We start from the raw sequence: 21,534 nt of genomic DNA, 5'->3' as shown, positions 1-21,534 counted from the left end.
TGCTCGGCTCACTCCGAGGTGCTCGACGTGCTCACCCTGGCGAACACCCTCACCGGACACCAGCCGGCGCGCACCGGCGTACTGGTGACGTCTGCCGGCGCGAAGGCACCCTGTTCCCGCAGGGCGACGAGCGCCCTGTCGAGTGGGGCGAACCGGAAGTCGTAGATCATGAGCCGGCCGCCGGGACGCAGGACCCGGGCCAGTTGGGTGGCCGCCGCCGGGAGGTCTGGCCAGTGGTGCAGGCTCAGCGTCGAGATGACCACGTCGACGCTGCCGTCGGGATGTGGCAGGTCCGCCACGTCGGCGACCTGGAACCGGACGCGGTGTCCCAGCGCACGGCTCGCCGCGGCCTGCTCGGCCACCCGGATCATGTGCGGGGACGGGTCGACCCCGGCCAGCGTGAGGTCGGGGCGGCCGCCGGCGAGTTCGTGCAGCAGCCGTCCAGGACCGGTGCCGACGTCCAGGATCGTCGCCGACTCCGGTGCGACGGCCGCGACCTCGGCGGCGACCCGCCGGTACAGGCCGCGTAGCGCCCAACGGGACATCCGGTCGTAGGAGAGGCTGCGGCGCCGGTCGAAGCCGGTGTGGTGGGACGGGTGTACGGCGGCGTGCAGCCGCTTGGCGAGTGACACATCTATCTCCTGCCGGTTGTTCACCCGGACTGGTTCCGGATGCTTGACATCACCGGCAACGGTGCATCTTCATGTCCACATGAAGTCAAGGCGGGAGTTGGCCATCGGCGAACTGGCGGCATGGTACGGGCTGGCCCCGCACGTGTTGCGGCACTGGGAGGAGATGGGGTTGCTGACGCCGGCAAGGGCCCCCGGTGGACGGCGCCTGTACGGCTCGGCCGACGTGACCCGGATCGCCCTCGTCCTGCTCGCCAAGGAGGCGGGGCTGACCCTGGAGCAGACTCGCTACCTGCTCGCCGAGGCGGCCGACAGGCAGGCGCGGAGGGCCCTGTACCAGCGGCACGGTGACCTGCTGCGTAGCCGGATCGCGGCGGCGCAGGAGTCGTTGGCCATCATCGAGCACGCGGCGGAATGCGACGCCGAGGACATCACCGTCTGTCCCCGGATGCGGGCGAAGGTGACCGCCCGCCTACCTGCCGGGCTACCGGACGATGACGAACCGTGGCCGCCGCAGCACTAGCCGTCAGCGTAGGCCGAGGGCGGTGTCGGGGCCGGCCGGGCGGGAGGCGACCCACCAGGCGACGGTGGCGGCCACGGCGACGATGCCACTGAACACGAACGGCGCCTCGCCGGGTGTAACCCCAGCGGAGTCTAGGGCAAGCACCATCCGCGGCGGTGCTGGTGGTGCGGCTCGCCGACGGCCGGTGGCCGTCGGCGAGCCGGTTCGGCGAGGGTGACCACGCCCGGCGAGGCGATCGGTGGGCCGTGTCGGCCAGGATGTGGATGTTAGGAGGGGGCCCTTCCTATACACCCGGCGTTGACAAGGGCCCTTCCCTGCGTGTCAGAGCGCGTTGTCGGCGATGACCTTGCGGTACCAGTGGGCGCTGCGCTTGAACACCCGCCGCTGCGTGGGGTAGTCGACGTAGATCAGTCCCCAGCGCTGCTCGTAGCCCTCGGCCCACTCGAAGTTGTCGAGCAGTGACCAGACGTGGAAGCTCTCCAGCGGCACCCCGTCGGTGATCGCGCGGTGGGCGGCGGCGAGGTGGTCGCGTAGGAAGGTGACCCGGCCGGCGTCGTCGACGGTGCCGTCGTCGGCGAGCACGTCAGGGGTGGGCAGGCCGTTCTCGGTGACGGTGAGCGGGATGGGACCGTAGTCCCGGGTGACCCGGGTCAGCATGTCGTACATGCCGTCCGGGTAGATCTGCTGCCATTCGGCCTCGGAGGTGGGCCACCGGCGCTCGGTGCCGCCGCTCGCAGTGACGTAGATCGGGGTGTAGTACTGCACGGCGAGCAGGTCGATCGGGCTGGAGATGATCTTCAGGTCCCCGTCGCGGATGCCGCGGACCATCTGGCTGTCCGGGCCGAGGTCGGCCAGGACGTCCTCGGGGTAGCTGCCGGTCAGCGCGGAGTCGAGGTAGAGGCGGTTTTCGTAACCGTCGTAGAGACGGGCGGCCCCGGTGGCGGCGGGGGAGTCGTCGGCAGGGTAGCAGGGATGCAGGTTGAAGGCCGGGCCGATGCGACCGGTGCCGCCGGTGGCGCGCAGGGCGCGTACGGCGAGGCCGTGAGCGAGCTGCAGGTGGTGGGCGACGAGGTAGGCGGCGTCCGGATCCTGCCGGCCGGGGGCGTGGTGCCCGGAGAGGTAGCCGTTCTGCACGACGGTCTTCGGTTCGTTGATGGTGAGCCAGACCGGCACCCGGTCACCGAGGGCGGCGAAGACGGTGGCGGCGTAGTCCGCGAAACGGTAGGCGACGTCGCGGGACTCCCAGCCGCCGGCATCCTGCAGGGTCTGCGGCAGGTCCCAGTGGAACAGTGTGGCCATCGGGGCGATGCCGCGCTCGTGCAGGCCGTCGACGAGGCGGCGGTAGAAGTCGAGTCCGCGTTGGTTGGCGGCGCCGGTGCCGTCGGGCTGGATGCGCGGCCAGGAGATGGAGAACCGGTAGCTGCGCAGCCCCAGGTCGCGCATCAGATCGAGGTCGTCGTCGTATCGGTGGTAGTGGTCCGCGGCGACGTCTCCGGTGTCGCCGTTGCGGGTGCGTCCGGGCGTGCGGCTGAAGGTGTCCCAGACCGACTCGCCGCGGCCGTCCTCCTTGGCGGCGCCTTCGATCTGGTACGCGGAGGTGGCCGCGCCCCAACCGAAGTCGGGCGGAAAGGACAGGCGGGCGGCGGGGTCCGAGGCCGTGGCAGTGCGATCCGCGGGGTCGCCGGGCTGGCAGCCACCGAGAGCGGCGACGACCGTGGTGCCGAGGGCTGCGCCGGCCGGGGTGGCGGCAGTGGCCGAGAGCGCGGCGTGGCGCAGCAGGTGCCGCCGGGTGAGTATCGACATTGGTTCTCCTCGTGGATGGGTTGACCGCCTGGGCCCGGGAGCGCTCCCAACACAGGGTAAAGGGTGGGCGGTCTTCGCCGGGCTCCGTTCGTCGCAGGGCGGACAGAGGCCGCGGCGGCAGGGAAGTGGCTGGGTGGGAAGACGCTGGGCCGGTTGGGCGCGTCGGGTGCGGCGGAACCGGGTGCGCCGAGATCCGCGGGCGGACCGGCGATGCGCGCCCGGGCGGTCGGCGGGGCGTCGCGGATGGCGGTCGGCGGGCGGGTCGACTGCCGTGCGGGGCGCGCGGGTTATGCGCGACTGACCCGTCGGCCTCTTTTCCCATCGTGAACGGGGGTTTAGTGTGGGGACGGGGGAGGGCAACCCCCGTCCCCACCGTGTTGCGGTACACGCACGTTCGGATTGGCGTCCCAGTAGTGCGTGTCGCGCGGGAGCCGGGCCACGCGAGTGGCTTAGGGATCCACCTCCCTCCACTGTGGTGGGATAAAGGCCGACGGCGGTGTCCGGGCTGGCCCGCCGTCGGCCAGGGGCCTTGTCCCCGGTGCCGTGGGCACGACCCCGGGTGATCTTTCTGGTTGGAACCTTGTCGATGGAAGCGCTCCCATCGACGTTGATGCGACTGTAACGCCCGTCACGGCATTGTGAAAGCCCCAAAACGAGATCGAAACAACCCGGTGTTTTCGGAAGTCGCCTCCCTGGTGTTGGGAGCGCTTCCATGGCAGACTGTCGATCGACCACGCGGAGCCAGATTCACGTGAGTGTTGGTCGCCGAGGGCATCCGGCACGTCCGGCACGGCGTCCTACCAGCAGCGGGTGCAATAGCCGTTCTCCGGTGCCCCGCCGGCTGAGGCCCCGTCGTGGGCCGAAGCGACCACCACCATCCACTGACACCTCTGCGGACCTGTCCCGAGAGGTGTCACCGCCGGGGCGTACCCGTCCCCGGCCTGGTCCGAGGAGACACCGCGCAGATGAAGAATCTGGCTAGACGTCGGCGCTTGGCGTGGCTCGCCGCCGCGGCGCTGGTGATCGGCGGGGTGACCGTGCCCGCCGGCGCCGCACAGGCCGCTCCGGCCTGCGACGTGGTCTATGCGACAAACGACTGGAGCAACGGCTTCACCGCCAACGTCACCATCAAGAACCTCGGCGACCCGATCAACGGCTGGACGTTGCGGTTCGCCTTCCCCGGCAACCAGCGGGTCACCCAGGGCTGGTCGGCTCGCTGGAGCCAGACCGGCAACGAGGTCACCGCCGTCAGCGAGTCCTGGAACGGCAACCTCGCCACCGGGGCCAGCACCAACATCGGCTTCAACGGTTCGTACAGCGGCAGCAACCCGAAGCCGACGTCGTTCTCGGTCAACGGGGTCACCTGCGGCGGCGTGGCGCAGCAGCCGCCGACGGTGAGCCTGTCGGTGCCCGCCGGCCCGTTCGCGGCACCGGCCACCGTGCCGCTGACCGCCACCGCCAGCGACCCGGACGGCACGATCTCCAAGGTCGAGTTCTACCGGAACGGTCTGCTGGTCAACACGGACACCACCGCGCCGTACGCGTACACGCTGGAGAACCTTCCCGCGGGTGACTACACGGTGCAGGCCCGGGCGTACGACAACACGAACCTCTCGGCGATCGCCGAAAGGTCGTTCACCGTCAACGCCGCCACCTCGCCGGCCCTGGTGGCCACCCCGGCCACGCTGAGTGTGCCCGAGGGGGGCAGCGCTGCGTTCAATATCAAGCTGAACCGGGCACCCACCTCGAATGTCGCGGTGAGCCTGGCGCGCACCGGCGACGCGGACATCACCGTCTCGCCGACCTCGGTGACGCTGACCCCGGCCAACTGGAGCACCGGCGCCGAGGTGACCGTCCGGGCCGCCGAGGACTCCGACACGGTGGGCGGCACCGGCACCATCACCGCCTCGGCCACCGGCCACACCCCGGCTACGGTCACCGTCACCGAGATCGACAACGACGTGCCCGGCGGCGACGGCGAGTACGTGCAGCGCTTCCTCACCCAGTACGGCAAAATCAAGAACTCGGGCTACTTCAGCCCCGAGGGCGTGCCGTACCACTCCATCGAGACGCTCATCGTGGAGGCGCCGGACCACGGCCACCAGACCACCTCCGAGGCGTTCAGCTTCTGGCTGTGGCTGGAGGCCTACTACGGGCGGGTCACCCAGAACTGGGCGCCGTTCAACAGCGCCTGGACCGTGATGGAGAAGTACATCATCCCGTCCTCGGCCGACCAGCCGACCGCCGGCGCCGCCGGCGACGCACAGTACGCCGCCGAGCACGACCTGCCCAGCCAGTACCCTTCGCAGCTGCAACCGTCGGTCCCGGTGGGCGCCGACCCGCTGCGCGCGGAACTACGCTCCACCTACGGCACCGGTGACATCTACGGCATGCACTGGCTGCTGGACGTGGACAACACCTACGGCTTCGGCCGCTGCGGCAACGGCACCACCCGTCCCGCGTACATCAACACCTTCCAGCGGGGCACCCAGGAATCGGTGTGGGAGACCGTGCCGCAGCCGTCCTGCGACACCTTCGCCCACGGCGGCCCGAACGGCTACCTCGACCTGTTCATCAAGGAGTCGGGAGCGCCGGCCAAGCAGTGGAAGTACACCAACGCCCCCGACGCCGACGCCCGCGCGGTGCAGGCCGCGTACTGGGCGCTGACCTGGGCCAAGGAGCAGAACAAGTCGGCCGACGTGGCGGCCACCGTGGCCAAGGCCGCCAAGATGGGTGACTACCTGCGGTACGCCCTGTTCGACAAGTACTTCAAGCGGGTGGGCAACTGCGTCGGAGCCGCCGCCTGCCCGGCCGGCACCGGCCGGCAGGCCGCCCACTACCTGCTCTCCTGGTACTACGCCTGGGGTGGCGCGTACGAGACCAGCCAGAACTGGTCCTGGCGGATCGGTTCCAGCCACAGCCACTTCGGCTACCAGAACCCGTTCGCGGCCTGGGCGTTGACGAACGTCAACGAGCTGAAGCCGCGGTCGGCGTCGGCGGCCGCGGACTGGAACAACAGCCTCACCCGGCAACTGGAGCTCTACACCTGGCTGCAGTCGGCCGAGGGTGGCATCGCCGGCGGCGCGACCAACAGCTGGGGCGGGCACTACGGCCAGCCGCCGGCCGGCACGGCCACCTTCTACGGCATGTTCTACGACGAGGACCCGGTCTACAACGACCCGCCGTCGAACCAGTGGTTCGGCATGCAAGCCTGGTCGATGCAGCGCATCGCCGAGCTGTACCTGGTCAGCGGCAACGCCCAGGCCAAGGCACTGCTCGACAAGTGGGTGCCGTGGGCGATCGCCAACACCACGCTGGGCGCCAACTGGTCCATCCCGTCGGACATGAAGTGGACCGGCCAGCCGAACAACTGGAACCCGACCAGCCCGCAGCCGAACACCAACCTGCACGTCGAGGTGACGGTCAAGGGTCAGGACGTCGGCGTCGCCGCCGCCTACGCCCGCACGCTCATCGCGTACGCGGCGAAGTCGGGCAACACGGCGGCGAAGACCACCGCCAAGGGGCTGCTGGACGCGCTGCACGCGACCAGCGACGCGCAGGGTGTGTCGACGGTGGAGAAGCGGGGCGACTACCGCCGCTTCGACGACGTCTACAACGCCTCCACCGGGCAGGGCCTCTACATCCCGCAGGGGTGGACGGGTCGGATGCCCAACGGTGACGTCATCGCCCCGGGCAAGAGCTTCGTCGACATCCGGTCGTTCTACAAGAACGACCCGGCCTGGCCGAAGGTCCAGGCGTACCTCGATGGCGGTGCGGAGCCCGAGTTCCGTTACCACCGCTTCTGGGCCCAGGCGGATGTCGCCATGGCCTACGCCGACTACGGGAAGTTGTTCCCGAACGGCTGAACGGATTCCTCCGGGCGGGCGGTGACCCGCCCGGAGGGCCTGGCCGGGCCTCGGGGGGTAAAGGCAGGTCCGGCTTGACGGCCTGGCACCCACGGTCAGGCCGGGGTGGGTCGACCCTCTGGCCGACGCAGCGGAGCGGTCGGCCCACCCCACCGTGCCGGCCGGCCAGGCACGGCATGCAGATCGCGAAAAAAAGTGACCGCCCCGGGATCACTACCCGGTCCCGGGCAGAGTAACGTACATCACCGGAGAGGCCGCTCCCCCCGTGGCGGCCTCTCCCTTATTGTGCCGGCTCCAGCTGGTGTCCCGGCCTCCGCGCCGGCTCGCCGTCAACCCTCGCTGTGACCGGTCGGAGTGCCGTCCGGGGTCACCGGGCGACGCAGCCCCGGATGCCCGGCCGGCAACGACCGGCGCACCACCGCCCAGCTGACCGCCAACGCCGCCGCCACCAGCGGCCAGGTCAGCCCCACCCGGGCCGCGGTCAGAGCGAGCACCTCCCCGCCGAGGTACAGCGGCAGGAACACCGCCACCCGCAGCACGTAGGTGGCCGTCCACACCCAGCTGCCGCGGCCGTACGCCCGCAGCAGCGCCGGATCGCGCCGCCACCGTCCGCGTTGACCGAGCGCCGTGCCGACCACCACCCCGAGCAGTGGCCAGCGCACCACGATACTGACCGCCCACACCAGGGTGCTGGCGGCATTGGCCAGCAACTGCACGAGAAAGAAGTCCTCGGCGCGTCCGGTACGTGCCACCACGAGCGCGGCGACGCAGACCGCGAGCAGCCCGACCAGTACCGACCGGGGCCGGTCGCCTCGGCGCAGCCGCCATCCGGCAACCAACGCGCCGGCGGTCAGGGCAGTCACGACCCCGACCGCGACCGACCGGCCCGCCAGAAGCCAGCCCGCAGCGAAGGCGACCGGCGGCAGGGTGGCGTCGACCGCTCCCCGGCGCCCGCCGAGCAGGTCGGCCAGCGACTCGGGGCGCCCCGCCGCACCGGGTTCACGTTCGGTCATCCCGGCCACCAGCACCTCCCTCACCTGCGCCCCAAACCTATCCTCACGACATGGGCGGGCCACCGGCCGGCCGCCGCGGGCGTGCCGCTAAGTTGTGCGGGTGCGTGTGACGCCCCGGGGTGGGACTGCGGTCTGGCTGGTGGTGCTGGCCCTGCTCCAGACGGCGGCCTTCATCGCCCTCTGGCGATTCGCGCTACACGTCGAGGTCGGGCAGTGGATCGACACGGTGGCGCTCACCGGAAACCGGATCGGCCGGGACCACATCGAGGATCCGGTCGACCAGATCCTCAACGCCATGTCCGTGGTGGCTCTGCTGGCGGTCACCGTGATGATCGGGTTCATCGCGCTCATCCGCGGCCGGATCGCGCTCGCCGTCGCCGCCACGCTGCTGATCGCCGGCGCCAACGTCACCACCCAGCTACTCAAGTACGGCCTCGACCGTCCCGACTACGGCATCGACCTGGAGCGGGTGTACGTCGGCAACAGCCTGCCCAGCGGGCACACCACCGTGGCCGCCTCGGTGGCGGTGGCCCTGGTGCTCGTGCTGCCGCCGAAGGTGCGCTCGCTCGCCGCCGTGATCGGCGCCGGCTACGCCGCCGCCGCCGGCGTGGCGACCCTCTCGGCGGGCTGGCACCGACCGAGCGACGCGGTGGCCGCGTTCCTGGTGGTCGGGGTCTGGGCGGCACTGGCCGGCCTGCTGCTGCTGGTCACCCAGCGCGAGCGGGCGGAGGTCGCGCCGGGTGACGCGCACCGGCTCACCGCGCTGCTGCTCGGTGTGGGCGGCGTGCTGGCGATCGCGGGCTGCGCGTTGGCGCTGTGGTGGCTGGTGGGGGTGCGGGGCACACCACCGGCGGACCTGTCCCGCCGGCCGCTGTTCATCGGCTACGCCGGTAGCGCCGCCGGCATCGCCGGGTCGATGGGTGTGGTGATGGCGCTGCTGCTGACCGCGGTGCACCGGATCGTACCGCGCCATCAGGGATGAGACCGCACAGCACGATCCGGCAGGTATTCCGGGACGAGTGCGCCCAGCTGGGCGAGGTGCTCCGCACCCTCGATCCGGTCGATCTCGAACGGCCCACCGACTGCCCACCGTGGACCGTGACGGAGTTGCTGGCGCACGTACGGGTCGGTGCCGGTCGGCTGGCCGGAATGCTGGGTTCACCGGCACCCGCCTGCGCCCAGGTCGACGCCGCCAGCTACTTCGGGGCAGCCAAGTTCACCCCCGAGGTGGAGGCCGCCCGAATCCAGTCGGCCCGGATCGACGCCGGTCAGGGCGATCCGCACGGTGCCCCACCCCGCCTGGGGGCGGACTTCGACCGGGCCTGGCGGGCCACGATCGATGCCGTCGACGCCCACCATCCCGACCGGGTGGTCCGGACCCGCCACGGCGACGCGATGACGGTGACGGAGTTCCTGCGTACCCGGGTGGTGGAAGTCGGCGTACACGGCCTGGACCTGGCCGCGGCGCTGGACCGGCCGCCGTGGCTGACCCCGGCCGCCGGCCGGGTGATCGCCGAACTGCTCACCGGTGGGCGTCCGCTGCCGGCCGAGCTGGGTTGGGACCGGTTGACCCTGATCGCCAAGGCCACCGGTCGCGTTGCCCGTAACGACGCCGAGCGGGCCATCCTCGACGACGCCGGCATCCGGCTGCTCTCCTTCGGCGGCGACTCCTCGGCCCCTGGCTGACCGCTCGCAGACAAGGGCGCGGCCCAACGCCGGCCGGCGGTTCGCGGAGGTGACGGAACCCGACGAGATCTTGCTCGTTCGCCCCGGTGCCGGGCACGATCGACCGATGACGACGCGATGGGCAATGACGGTTCCGCTGGGTGGAATTTCACTCGCCGACCACGCCGCGGTCTACGTGGCCCTCGCCGACGCGGGCTACACCGACGTGTGGTCCTCCGAGGTCAACGGGTCCGACGCGTTCACACCGCTGGCGCTGGCCGCCGCCTGGCAGCCCCGGCTGCGGCTGGGAACCGCGATCACGCCGGCCTTCACCCGTGGTCCCGGACTGCTGGCGATGAGCGCCGCCGCCCTGGCCGACGCCGCCCCCGGCCGGTTCTCGCTCGGCATCGGCGCGTCGTCGCCGGTGGTGGTCTCCGACTGGAACGCGGTAGAGTTCACCGACCCGTTGCGGCGTACCCGCGACGTGTTCCGGTTCCTGCGGGCAGCACTACGCGGAGAGACCGTCGACGGTAGGTTCGACACCTTCTCGGTACGCCGGTTCACGCTGGAACGGCCGCCGGTGGTGCCGCCGCCGCTGCTGCTGGCCGCGCTGCGTCCGGGCATGCTGCGGCTGGCCGCCGCCGAGGCAGACGGCGTCATCCTCAACTGGCTCGCCGCCGCCGACGTACCCCGGGCGGTGGCCGAGCTGGGACAGCGGCGTCCACAGTTCGAAGTAGTCGCCCGGATCTTCGTCTGCCCCACCGAGGACGCCGAGTACGCCCGTACCCTCGGCCGACGGATGATCACCAGCTATCTGACGGTACCCGCGTACGCCGCGTTTCACCGGTGGCTCGGCCGGCAGGAGGCGCTGTCCGGCATGTGGCGGGCGTGGGCGGCCGGCGACCGGCGCGGCGCCCTGGCCGCGGTGCCGGACGAGGTGGTCGACGCGCTGATCCTGCACGGCTCGCCCGAACAGTGCCGGGCACAGGTGCGCCGCTACGTCGAAGCCGGGGTGGACGTGCCCGTCCTGGCGTTGCTGCCCACCCCGGAGGTGGCCGCCGGAGACGCGGCAGCCCTGGCCACGCTGGTCGCCCGGCTCGGGCTCGGCATGAGGGAGACGGTGTGAACCTCACCGGTCGGGTGGCAGTGATCACCGGTGGCGCCGGTGGCATCGGGGCGGCACTGGCCCGCCGGTTCGCGGCCGAAGGCGCCGCCGCGCTGATCCTGGCCGACCTGGACGGCGGCGGCGCCGAGGCGGTAGCCGCCACCGTCGGCCCGCTGGCCAGCGGCGTCGCGGTCGACGTCACCGACGAGGAGCAGGTACGCACCCTGGTCGCCGACACGGAACGCCGCTACGGCCAAATCGACGTGTTCTGCGCCAACGCCGGCGTGTCCACCGGCGGGGGAGTGGAGGTCGACAACGCCGGCTGGGAACGGGCCTGGCAGGTCAACGTGCTCTCGCACGTCTACGCGGCCCGGGCGGTGCTGCCGGCGATGCTCGCCCGGGGCAGCGGCTACCTGCTGCACACCTGCTCGGCGGCCGGAGTGCTGACCGCGGTCGGCGACGCGCCGTACACGGCCACCAAGCACGCCGCCGTGGGGTTCGCCGAATGGCTGTCGATCACCTACCGCGACCAGGGGCTGCGGGTCAGCGCGCTGTGCCCGCAGGGGGTGGACACCCCGATGCTGGCCGCCGGGCTGGCCGCCGGACACCTCGGTGCCCAGGTCATCGCCGCCTCAGGTGCGGTGCTCAGCCCGGACGAGGTCGCCGCCGCAGCGGTGGCCGGGATGGCGCAGGAGCGGTTCCTCATCCTGCCGCACCCGGAGGTGACCGACTACGCGCGCCGCCGCGCCGAGGACCCCGACGGCTGGCAGTCCGCCATCCGCAAACTGGTCCGCCGCCTACGCCCCACCGGCCGCTGAGCCCCGACTCCTCCACCGGTCACGCAGCTGTGGCGCCGGACAAGTTCCGTAGCTCTCCGTTACGTCAGCTACCACAACTGCATGATCGACGCCGCGGGTGGGGGTGCGGTCAGCGGGGCCAGCGGAGGGGGCCGGGGTGAACCGACCAGAGCAAACGGCGCCAGTGGGGACGGGCGGAACGTAGCGCGTCACGGTAGGCGGTGGCTGCCTCGGCGGCGGTACCGGCCTGCTCGTCGGTGGCCGTGCCCGGGGCGAAGGTGACCTGGTTGACCAGCCGGGCCAAATCATCGACGGCGGGGTGCGCCACGGCCGGCGGCCGGGCCTCGGCGAGGGCATTGCGGGCCGCCTCGGCCACCTCGGTGGCGGACAGGTCGGCGGCGACCGGCCGCCCGGCAAGCCGCAGCGTGTCGGTCAGCTCCCGCCAGGCGCCGACGACGCGGTCACCGGGGTCGCCCCGGTGCAGCCGGCTGCGGCTCTGCGCCCGGCGTAGCCCGGCGAGTGTGACCAGCAACGCCACGACCACGAACACCAGCCCACCGCCGACGCCACCGACCAGCGCCGGTGTCGACCGGCGACCGGCGTCGGCCGGGCCGCCGGGAGCAGCCTGTGCCGGCGGCGAGGCGCTCGGCTCCAGCGTGGGTTCCGGCTGCTCCGACGGCGGCGGATCATCCGGCTCCGGGCGGAAATCCTCCGCCACCGGCCGGGGCTCGTCGTCCGGCCTGGGCAGCGGGTCGAACGACACCCAGCCCAGCCCGTCGAAGAGCACCTCCGGCCAGGCGTACGCGTCGCCGGCCCGCACCGGCCCCGAATCGGGGGCGGCGAACCCGACCACCACCCGGGTCGGCAGTCCGGCCAACCGGCCCAGCACGGCAAAGGACGCGGCGAACTGTTCGGAGGTGCCGCGCTGCCCGCCACCGCCCAACGGTCCGAACAGGAAGAACGCCAGATTCGGGTAGGCGTGGCCGCTGGGCGCGTCAGCAACCAACCGGTAGTGCTCGGCGAGCCACTGCTCGATCGCCGCCGCCCGGGCGTACGGTGCGCCGTTCTCCTCGGCCAACTGGGCGGCGAGCTGGCGCACCTGCTCGGGTACCCCGTCGGCGACATGCAGCACCCGGGCCACCTCGTCGCCGGCCGGGATATTCGCGGTGCCGAGCAGGTTGACGTCCGGGCGCTCCCGCGCCGAGGTCACCGTGTAACGCAGGCCAGGGGTCAGTCCCTCGGGGCGGATCAGCGTGCCGGTACCCAAATCGAAGGCGACCCGGGCGCCGCTGACCTCACGCGGGGTCGGTACCGCGGGCAGCAGCCGCCCGCTCAGCTCACCCACCATGATTTCCTGCCGGATCGTCTCCACCGTGGCCTGCGCGGCCGGCTCGGCGGCCGGCAGGATCCGGCCCGCGTTGCGATAGGCGGCACCAACCCGCCAGGTGACGCCGTCGTAGTCGCTGAGCACGGCCAGCCGGACCCGCACACCGCCCCCGGTGGACACCGACGCCGGATCCGCCGGCCCGGCACCGCCCGGCCGGTCGGTGGCCACCTGGAACAGCTGCTGGTCCGGATTCAGCGCCCACCCGCTGATCCGGATCAGCGGGTTCTCGTCCAGCGTCTGAACCTGCGGCGGCTCCACATAGCGCCGTGGGTCGACCGGCCGGGTGTCCACCAGGGCAGCCGCCGCCGGACCGAGTACCGCCGCCAACCCCACCACCACCGCCGTACCGGCGGCCGAGGCCGCGGCCAGCCGTGCCCGCACCCCCGCCCGGAGCGCCGGGGCGAGCCCGTCGACCGGATCGCCGCCCGGTGCCCGCGCAGACACCGCCAACCCGACCGCCGCCGCCACCACCAGCGCCACGGTCTGCCCGATCGCCGGCTCCGCATTCGGGCCGACCACGTACAACGCGCCGACGTAGAGCAGCACGGGCGGCAGGTAGCCCAGCAGCACCCGCCCGGCCCGCAACGCCACCTCCGCGCCGGCCAGCCCGGCCAGCCAGGCGGCGACCACCGGCAACAACACCGTGTCGGGGGTCGGCTCCACCGGAATCATCGCTGTCAACAGCCTGGGAATGGCATTGCGGGCGGCATCTCCGGCGACCTCGGCGAAACCGCCCGGCAACTGCGCGGCACTGGCGGCCAGCCGCAGGGACCACGCCGTCCACCCCGCCATCGCCAGCACCGACAACGGCGCGACCAGCCACGACGGCAGCCGCCGCGTCACCACACTGACCAGCACCGAACCGACCGCCGCCCCGGCGACCAGCGCCGTCACAAGCGAACCCGCGTACACCCGACCGAGCACCACACCGGCCAGCGCCACCATGGCGACGATCGTCACCGGCACCGGCACCGCCCGCAGCCACCTCACCACCGCCGAACCCCGTCCCACTCGGCGGCGAACGCCGCACCGTCGGCGGAGTCGACCACGACCAGACCCGCCGCGCCCGGCGGCGACGGCTCCGCCGCCCCGAACACCCCGACCACCACCGACCGGTACTCCCCGCGCAGCGCGCCGACGTGCCCCAGGTCTTCGCGAGCACCCGGCCCGGTGAGCACCACCAGGGTGTCGCCGCGCCGGTCGCGGCGAAGCCGTGCCGCCGCGGATGCCAGCGTGCCCGCACCGGTCAGCGACACCACGGCCAGCCGGTCCAGCGGCCCGTCGCTGTCAACGTCCCCAGCCGGCTCGACATCCGCGTCCCTCGCGGGCCCGCCGCCCGGCCCGCCGCCGCCCGGCACGCCGGTCGCGTCCGGCGCGGCGACGAAGAGCAGCACGGCCGGCAAATCCTCCCAGGCCGCCGCGGTGAGCACCGACGCGGCGGCCTCGCAGGCCGACTCGAACGACTCGGCCACCCCGTCGACGCGGTCCGGATGCGCGGCGGCCCGATTGTCCAGCAACACCACTATCCGGGGCAGGCTGGTGTCCACGTTCTCGCGCACCATCAGCTCACCGACCCGCGCGCTGGTCCGCCAGTGCACCCGGCGCAGTTCGTCACCGACAACGTACTCGCGCAGCGAGTCGAAGGTGATCGAACCCTGCGGCACCGCGTCGACCCGCCCGTCGAGGCTGCGGCCCACGCCGGTCGGCACCGCCCGCAGCGGGTGGATGCGCGGATGCACCCACACCGGCACGCTGTCGCCGTAGGAGCGGGCCAACACCACCAGGCCCAGCGGATCACGGCGAGTCACCCGCAGCGGCCCGACCTGCACCACCCCCCGGCGGGTCGTCGGCACGTCGTAGCTGACCGTGGTGTCCGCGCCGGGACGCAGCCGCAGCACCGGGACCGGCACCATCCGACCGCCACAGCGGTCGGTCGCCAGCAGGCTCGCAGCACGCAGCCGCCCGGCGTTGCGTACGGTCAACGTCATCGCCGCCGGCTCACCCCGGGCCACCCGATCCGGATCAGCCCGCCGGCGCACCACCAGCCGGGGCCGCCGGGCCGCGATCACCACCGCGACCGTGAGGGCGGCACCGGCCGCCGCGCCGAGCAGCAACAACTCCGGGTACGCGAAACGGAAGCCGCCGCCGAGCAACAACACGGCGGCGCCGAGCAGCCCGATGCCCCGGGCGGTGATCCCCATGTCGGCCCGCGCCGTCAGGTTTGCGCCGGGGCCGGCTGGCCCGACGGCAACGGCACCGGCACCGAGGCGACGGCCTGGCGCAGCACCTCCGCGGCGGTGATCCCGCGCACCTGCGCGTCCGGAGTGAGTAGCAGCCGGTGGGCGAAGACCGGCTCGGTGAGAGTTTTCAGATCCTCCGGCATGATCCAGCCGCGGCCGTCAATCAGCGCGTACGAGCAGGCCGCCCGCGTCAACGCGATCACCCCGCGCGGGCTGACACCCACCCGGACCTGCGGATGGGTCCGGGTGGCCGCGGCCAGCCGCACCGCGTACGCGTACAGCGGCTCGGCGATGTGCACCCGAAGGGCCATCCGCACCATCTCGCCCACGGTGGCGGTGTCGGTGACCGCCGCGAGCGCCTCGGGGGAGCGCACCGTGGCACCGCGCAGCACCTCCACCTCCACCTCCTCGTCGGGATAGCCCACCGACAACTTCACCAGGAACCGGTCCAGTTGTGCCTCCGGCAGCCGGTAGGTGCCGTCCATCTCCACCGGGTTCTGCGTGGCCACCACGAGGAACGGCTGCGGCACCGGATTACGCACCCCGTCCACGGTGACCGTCCGCTCCTCCATCACCTCCAGCAGCGCCGACTGGGTCTTCGGTGACGCCCGGTTGATCTCGTCGGCGATGACGATGTTGGCGAACACCGGACCAGGATGGAACTCGAACCCCCGGGTGGCCTGGTTGAAGATCGTCACGCCGGACACGTCCGAGGGCAGCAGGTCCGGCGTGAACTGGATCCGCCGCCACTGCCCCTTCACCGTCGCCGCGATCGCCCGGGCCAGCGTCGTCTTGCCCACCCCGGGCACGTCCTCCAGCAGCACATGCCCCTGGGCGAACAACGCCGTCAACGCCAGGCGGACCACCTGCGGCTTGCCGAGCACCACGGCGTTGACGTTCTCGGCGAGCCGGGCGGCCAGCGCGGCGAAGCCCTGCACCTCCTGCTGGGTGAGCGGTTCGTGGCTGTTCACCGTGGTGCTCCTCGGCCGAAACGGGTCAGCAGGTGGGCAGGACGTTGATGTCGTCGCCGCCCTCCAGGTTGAGCCAGGCCCAGGGGATGTAGTTGCGCCCGCTGTACTCGACCTGCACCCACCAGGTGCTCTGCTTGTTGTTGTTGTAGATCCAGGAGTCGATGTCCGCACCCCGCACCCGGCAGTACGCCCTCAATCGGTTGCCCGGCTTCGCCCAGCCCACCTGGCGGTCGTTGTCCTGCCGCGGCACCGCGAAGACCTCGTTGCCGTTGCGGCCGTCGCGATCCCGGTCACAGTAGGTGCGCTGGTCCCCGTCGGGGCCGTTCGTGCAAGTGGCGACGCCGTACAGGGCGTCCGTCGACTGGGCCCGGGTTGCCGTCCCGTCACCGGCGGCGTTGGTCGCCGTCACCGTGAACGTGTAACGGGTGCCCGGCGTCAACCCGCCCATCGTGATGCTCGAACACGGTCCGCTGCGCGCCGCCTGACCCGACCGGCCGAGCGTGCACGTCGCCTGCCCACCACCGGCGTCCACGGTGAACGTCACCGTCGCCGCCGTCGCGGTCGCCGACGACCCGGTCACCGTCACCCGGGGCGGCGCCACGGTCCGCGCCGTCGTCGTCGCCTCCGTACCCTCGCCGGCCTCATTGACCGCCCACACCCGCACCGTGACGTTCTGCCCGTCCCCCAGGCCACCCACGGTCGCCGTGGTGTCGGCGACCTCACTGCGGCGGCCACCCACGTCCACCACGTAGCCGGTCACCGGCCGGCCGTTCGCCACCGCCGGGGCCCACCGCACCGCCACCGTGCCGGGCCGGTCGGCCACCGTGCTGGCCCGCACCTCCAGCGGCTCACCGGGCACCGTGAACGGCACCACCGTGTTGCTCACCGGCGAGGACTCCGAGGCCGCTCCCTTGTCGTTGACCGCAACCACCGTGAACGCGTACTGGGTGCCGTACTCCAGCTCACCGGCCTTGACGACCAACTCAGTGCCGGTCGCCTCCCCGGCCGGCGCATTCGTACCGGCCGACGTGGCCGTCACCGCGTACCGGGCGACCTTGTTGCCCTGCCCGTTCGCCGCCGGCCAGCTCACCACCACCGTTCCGTCCACGCGCGCCTCCGCGGTCACGGCGGTCGGCGCGTCCGGCACGTCCGCCGTCGGCGTCACCGGGTTGCTCGTCCGCTTCGGCCCCGAACCCTTCGCGTTCACCGCCTGCACCGAGAACCGGTACGTCTCGCCGTTGGTCAGCTCCTCGACGTCCACCGAACGCTGGTTCGCGCCGACCTCCAGCCGCTGCCCGGCGCCCTCCACCACATAGCGGATGATCGCCGCCCCGTTGGCCGCCGCCGGCCGCCAACTCACCCGCGCCTGCCCGTCACCGGCCGCCGCCGTCACGCTGCCCGGCGCACCCGGCCGGCTCACCTCCGGCTTCTTCGGCGGCGGTGGAGGCGGAGGTGGCTCCGGCGGCGGATCACCACCGAGCACGTCGTTGGCGTACTTGTCGACCTCCCGCACCTGGTGCGAGTCGTCGACCACCCGCGCGGTAGCCGCCTCGGGGGCGTTGATGAACAGGTGGTTCTCCCGCACCTCCAGCTCCAGCGGCCCACCCCACCGGCCCTGAATGGTGTCCGTCAGCCGGCCCTGCGCGTCGAACGCGTACACCGCGCCCGCGGCGTCGTCCGCGCAGTAGAACCGCCCGGCCCACGCCACCGCCGCACCGAGCCGATCACCATCACCCGGCACGGTGAACGAGCGCACCTCGGCATCGTCCGCGATCGTGTGCACCTGCCGCTGTCCCGGCACTGTCACCGGCACCACCGGCCCACTGGTCCGCACCGGCATGATGCCCGGCCCGGTCAACGTCGACGCCAACGCCGCGCGCCGCGCCGTACCCCGCACCACCGTCACCAACGCCCCGGCCGTGCGATCGAGCACCGCCACCCCGTCGTCCAGAGCGGAGAGCACCAACTCGTGGCTGGCCTCCGCCACGTCGTACGATTCGACCCTCAGTGGACTCACCGGCGAACCCGTCGCCGACGGCAGCACCGCCGGCGTGATCGCCGAGACCGTGCCCTCCGCCGGCACGGCGACCCACAACCGGCCCTCGCCGTCGAACGCGCCACCGGTGATCCCCGGCGGGTAGCGAACCGGCTCACCGACCGGCGCCAACGACCGCGAGTCCAACTGCCGCACCACACCCTGGACCGCATCCACCACGAACGCCGCGTCCTCGTGCAGCGCCACACTCACCCCCAGGCCGGGCGTGGTCGGCGTGCTCGCGATGATCTGCAACGTGGCCAGGTCCAGAGTGCTGATCTGACCCGAGCTCAGATCCCGCAGCACCAGCAAACGGTCCGTCTGCACCACCTGCATCGGATGCCGCCGCGCCGCCGGCACCTCCATCCGGGTGTCCACCCTGGCGGTGACCCCGTTGACCCGGGCCAACTCGCTGCGCGCCGCGCTCCACAGCCAGGAACTCGCGTCGTAGCTGGCCACCGCGTTGTCCGCCGAGCCCAGGCCGAGCACGGTCAAGCCCATCGCGGCCAGCAACGCCAGCACCGTGCCGACGGTGACCAGACCACCACGTACCCGGGACCGGGACCGGGCGGCGCTGGTCGGAACGGCCTCGTCGATGCTAGCCACAGTCGGCTGCCTCCCGTGTCGTCTCGGCAGGTGGCGCCGCCTCACGGCAACCCCTCCCCGCAGAGACTGTCGGTACCTCGCGGCGGCGCGGGCGCAGCCCGGGCGGCGATCCAGGGTTCCCGACAGTCTCCAAGCCGGGAGCTATCATATGGTCACACTGTGGGCCCCGGGAACCCACACCATCCGGCTGCGGACACCCAGCGTGGCGTGTCGTCGGTGTGTCCCGCCACGACTGTCGTCCAGCCCGTCAACCGGTCGATCCGTCCGGCCAGGACGACCGGGCCGCCCGATCAGCACCAGATGTCAGTCCGGCGTGCCGGCCTCCCGTGCTGTGCACACCTGAGTGGACGTGGCGAATCGGTCGGTGTCGTACACCGCGAGTACGGCGAAGCAGTAGTCCACCTGTGAACTCAACCCGTTGACGGTGTAACTGTTCCGCCCCGGCTCCACCGTGGCCATCATGTTCAACGGCTTCCCGGCCCGCCCGCCGGCCACCATGAACGGCACCAGCCCGTCCGACGGGTCACTCCAGGTCAACGTGATCGTGGTGCTGTCGTCACGCATCGCCAGGTCTCCTGGGGACGGCCCCACCTGCGCCGCGGACGGCTCGGGCGTAGCCGGGGCCGCGGACCGTCGATCGAGGATCAACAGACCGACCCCGATCACCGCGGCGACCGCCACCACCACGGCGGCCACCGCCACCACAACCGCCGCCCGGCTGCGGCCCGCCGCCGGCGCCGCCGGCATCACCAGGGGACCCTGGTACGGCGGGGCGACCGTCGGCGGAGGCGGCCCCGGCACCGGCCGGGGCGCTGCCGGCTGAACCCAGGCCGGCGGCGCGGCCGACGCCGGGGACGGCGGTGGGTACGGCGGCGGTGCGGCGCTCGGGTACCGATCAGCCGCCGGCCCGGACGGCAGCTGCTGGTGTGACCCGTACGGACTCGTGCTCTCCGGGCCCCACCCGGCTGGTCCGCTGGCCAACGGGTGGTCGGGTGGTCCGCTGCCAGGCGCCGGCTGGGGCAGCGCAGTGGTCAGTTCAGGTGGGCCCGCCGGAGGGCTGAACGCCGCCGAGCGCTGTGGACCGAAAACCGGCGACAGGGCAGGACCCGGCGGCGCACTGACGGGCGGCGCGTTCACGGGCGGCGCGCTGACGGGTGGTGCGTTCACGGGCGGCGCACTGACGGGCGGCGCGTTCACGGGCGGCGCGCTGACGGGTAGTGCGCTCACGGGTGGTGCGCTGATCGGATGTGCCTGCCCCGGTGGTGCGCTGACCGAAGACAACGCCGGTGGCCCGCTGACGGGCGGTCCGCTCACCGGGAACGCCGGCTGCACGACCGGCGCCACAAGCTGCGGTGCGCGGTCGGTGCGGGCCTCCTCCTCGACCACCGGCCCGATCTGCTGTACCCGGATCGTCGGTCGCGCCCACCCGGGGTGCCCAGGCGACCCGGACCCGACGGTCGGGACCGGCCCGTCGGCGGTCGGCGGCAGGGACAGCACACCGGTCTCATCCTCGGGTGTCCGCTGCCGGGGTGCCGGTCCGGACCACGTCTGGTCCGGAGCCTGCGACGTGAGCGAACGTGCTGGGTGCGACGCAGCAGGCGAACTGGGTGGCGGCAAGCCCGGCGTCGCGGCGACCGTCCCCGCGGCAGCGGCCGGAGCCTCGGGTTCGGCCGGTGTGGCCGGCGCAGGCGGAGCGGCCGCACCGGGATCCGGGAAAGGGGGAACACCCGGCAGCAGCGGACGGGCTGACGGATCCGCTACGGCCGGCACATCCGGCCCCGGGGGAGCCCCGGGCGTCCAGGGTACGGCCGGTTCGGGAGGCGCCGTCGGAGCAGGATCCGGCCGGACCGGTACCGCCGCCGTTGCCGCGTCGTGTGGTTTCCAGACAGTGGAAAGGGCCGCCAACGACACAGTCGGCGCGTCAAGCGCCCCCCGGGACAACTGGTCCACCGGACCAGGCTGGCGAGCGGCGGGGACCGTGGGCTGCGGGGCGGGAGCGGCATCGCCGAGATACTGCCGTGCCGTGCGTACCGCGGGATGGTCGGCACCGAGCACGGCGGGGCCGGCGGCGGCGACACGGGTGAAGTTGCGGCGCGCCTCGTGTCGATTGCCCAACTCGTCCGCCACAGACCCCAGCTCGAAGGACAACGCGAGCATCAGCGGATCCCCGTCCGGCCACCGGCGCTCTCCGGCCGCGAATGCCTCCTCCAGCACCCGACGGGCCGCGCTCGGATCGTCCGCCTCCCGGTGCAACCGGGCCAGGAGGTGCGCGGTGCTGAGCACGTCCGGATGATCCTTGCCCACCGGCGGCCCAACGGACTCGACCGCCTCGGTGAGCAGGCCACGGGCGGCGGCGAGGTCACCCGCACCGCGCAGCGCGATGGCCCGCTGCTGGGCGACGGCCAAGGCAGATGAGTGGGACACGTGGCCATGCTGCCGGGTACCGGTGCCCCGCCGCTACCCGACCCACGGCTCCGTCGCGCATCGTGGTGAACCGCTCGCCACCACCGCAAGGGCACCGTATGCCGATGTGCATGATCCATTTGCGGCGTGTACAGTGACTCCCCGTGCGGCCCGACGGGCGGCCTGCTGGTGGTGGGACCACCGAGGTCGGCACGGTAGGCTGGGCAAAGTAGGTCCGGGTGGCGGAATGGCAGACGCGCTAGCTTGAGGTGCTAGTGCCCGTATAGGGCGTGGGGGTTCAAGTCCCCCCTCGGACACAAAAACGCGGCGTTTGCGCCCAATCTTACGTCTTGGTGGTCAAGCATGCTTGACCACGCAAATCTCTTCTCTTCGATGGCCCCAGCCCGGATGCTTCCGGGTGGTGGTGGCCGTGGCTGACGCCTCGCTGGGCCTGGTCATTCCGCCGGTGGTCCTGTCCGACCTGGGGCAGG

General features: G+C 72.5%; 14 protein-coding genes and 1 tRNA gene. 7 read left to right on the top strand and 8 right to left on the bottom strand.

Features of this window, described 5'->3' with window-relative positions; all coding sequences use genetic code 11:
- Positions 1–8: 8 nt before the first annotated feature.
- Complete coding sequence (locus tag ACFHWY_RS24740; RefSeq protein ID WP_416582648.1) at positions 9–632, bottom strand: class I SAM-dependent methyltransferase; 624 nt, start codon at positions 630–632, stop codon at positions 9–11.
- A gap of 79 nt (positions 633–711) precedes the next feature.
- Here ACFHWY_RS24740 and ACFHWY_RS24735 point away from each other — a divergent pair, with 79 nt between their 5' ends.
- Complete coding sequence (locus ACFHWY_RS24735) at positions 712–1,152, top strand: MerR family transcriptional regulator (RefSeq protein WP_416582647.1); 441 nt, start codon at positions 712–714, stop codon at positions 1,150–1,152.
- 321 nt (positions 1,153–1,473) lie between these two features.
- Here ACFHWY_RS24735 and ACFHWY_RS24730 read toward each other — a convergent pair whose 3' ends face one another.
- Positions 1,474–2,955 (bottom strand): GH1 family beta-glucosidase, encoded by a 1,482-nt coding sequence (locus ACFHWY_RS24730; RefSeq protein ID WP_416582646.1) that lies wholly within the window; start codon positions 2,953–2,955, stop codon positions 1,474–1,476.
- Between the two features lie 965 nt (positions 2,956–3,920).
- Here ACFHWY_RS24730 and ACFHWY_RS24725 point away from each other — a divergent pair.
- Positions 3,921–6,821, top strand: a complete 2,901-nt coding sequence (locus tag ACFHWY_RS24725) for a glycoside hydrolase family 48 protein (RefSeq protein ID WP_416582645.1) — start codon at positions 3,921–3,923, stop codon at positions 6,819–6,821.
- Between the two features lie 329 nt (positions 6,822–7,150).
- Here the strand turns inward: ACFHWY_RS24725 and ACFHWY_RS24720 are convergent, their stop codons facing one another.
- A complete protein-coding gene (locus ACFHWY_RS24720) occupies positions 7,151–7,834 on the bottom strand; it encodes a DUF3159 domain-containing protein (RefSeq protein ID WP_416582663.1) in 684 nt (227 codons plus the stop codon).
- Between the two features lie 94 nt (positions 7,835–7,928).
- On the opposite strand from ACFHWY_RS24720, the gene ACFHWY_RS24715 reads away from it, so the two are divergent.
- The 4 genes from ACFHWY_RS24715 (at position 7,929) to ACFHWY_RS24700 (ending at position 11,422) form a co-directional block, all read left to right on the top strand.
- Positions 7,929–8,816, top strand: a complete 888-nt coding sequence (locus ACFHWY_RS24715) for a phosphatase PAP2 family protein (protein WP_416582644.1) — start codon at positions 7,929–7,931, stop codon at positions 8,814–8,816.
- Positions 8,813–9,520, top strand: coding sequence for a maleylpyruvate isomerase N-terminal domain-containing protein (locus ACFHWY_RS24710; protein ID WP_416582643.1), 708 nt, complete (start codon positions 8,813–8,815; stop codon positions 9,518–9,520). The genes ACFHWY_RS24715 and ACFHWY_RS24710 overlap by 4 nt, the downstream gene beginning before the upstream one ends.
- A gap of 124 nt (positions 9,521–9,644) precedes the next feature.
- Entirely contained in the window at positions 9,645–10,625 is a 981-nt protein-coding gene (locus ACFHWY_RS24705; protein WP_416582662.1) for an LLM class F420-dependent oxidoreductase, read from the top strand.
- Positions 10,622–11,422, top strand: a complete 801-nt coding sequence (locus tag ACFHWY_RS24700) for an SDR family oxidoreductase (protein WP_416582642.1) — start codon at positions 10,622–10,624, stop codon at positions 11,420–11,422. The genes ACFHWY_RS24705 and ACFHWY_RS24700 overlap by 4 nt, the downstream gene beginning before the upstream one ends.
- Before the next feature lie 109 nt (positions 11,423–11,531).
- Here ACFHWY_RS24700 and ACFHWY_RS24695 read toward each other — a convergent pair whose 3' ends face one another.
- The 5 genes from ACFHWY_RS24695 to ACFHWY_RS24675 form a co-directional block, all read right to left on the bottom strand.
- The gene (locus ACFHWY_RS24695) at positions 11,532–13,733 is read right to left on the bottom strand and encodes a transglutaminaseTgpA domain-containing protein (protein WP_416582661.1); all 2,202 of its coding nucleotides are present in this window, start codon (positions 13,731–13,733) and stop codon (positions 11,532–11,534) included.
- Between the two features lie 41 nt (positions 13,734–13,774).
- Entirely contained in the window at positions 13,775–14,989 is a 1,215-nt protein-coding gene (locus tag ACFHWY_RS24690; protein ID WP_416582641.1) for a DUF58 domain-containing protein, read from the bottom strand.
- A gap of 14 nt (positions 14,990–15,003) precedes the next feature.
- Complete coding sequence (locus tag ACFHWY_RS24685) at positions 15,004–15,999, bottom strand: AAA family ATPase (protein ID WP_416582640.1); 996 nt, start codon at positions 15,997–15,999, stop codon at positions 15,004–15,006.
- A 25-nt stretch (positions 16,000–16,024) separates the two neighbouring features.
- Positions 16,025–18,631: a fibronectin type III domain-containing protein gene (locus ACFHWY_RS24680; protein ID WP_416582660.1), complete on the bottom strand. Its 2,607-nt coding sequence runs from the start codon at positions 18,629–18,631 to the stop codon at positions 16,025–16,027.
- Positions 18,632–18,943: 312 nt separating this feature from the next.
- A complete protein-coding gene (locus ACFHWY_RS24675) occupies positions 18,944–21,064 on the bottom strand; it encodes a tetratricopeptide repeat protein (RefSeq protein ID WP_416582639.1) in 2,121 nt (706 codons plus the stop codon).
- Positions 21,065–21,276: 212 nt separating this feature from the next.
- Between ACFHWY_RS24675 and ACFHWY_RS24670 the strand changes: the two genes are divergently transcribed.
- A tRNA-Leu gene (locus tag ACFHWY_RS24670) sits at positions 21,277–21,360 on the top strand.
- Positions 21,361–21,534 lie beyond the last annotated feature (174 nt).

This window comes from Micromonospora sp. LOL_024 (assembly GCF_048060415.1).
Taxonomy (GTDB): domain Bacteria; phylum Actinomycetota; class Actinomycetes; order Mycobacteriales; family Micromonosporaceae; genus Micromonospora.
This window is presented reverse-complemented; position numbering and strand designations above follow the sequence as displayed.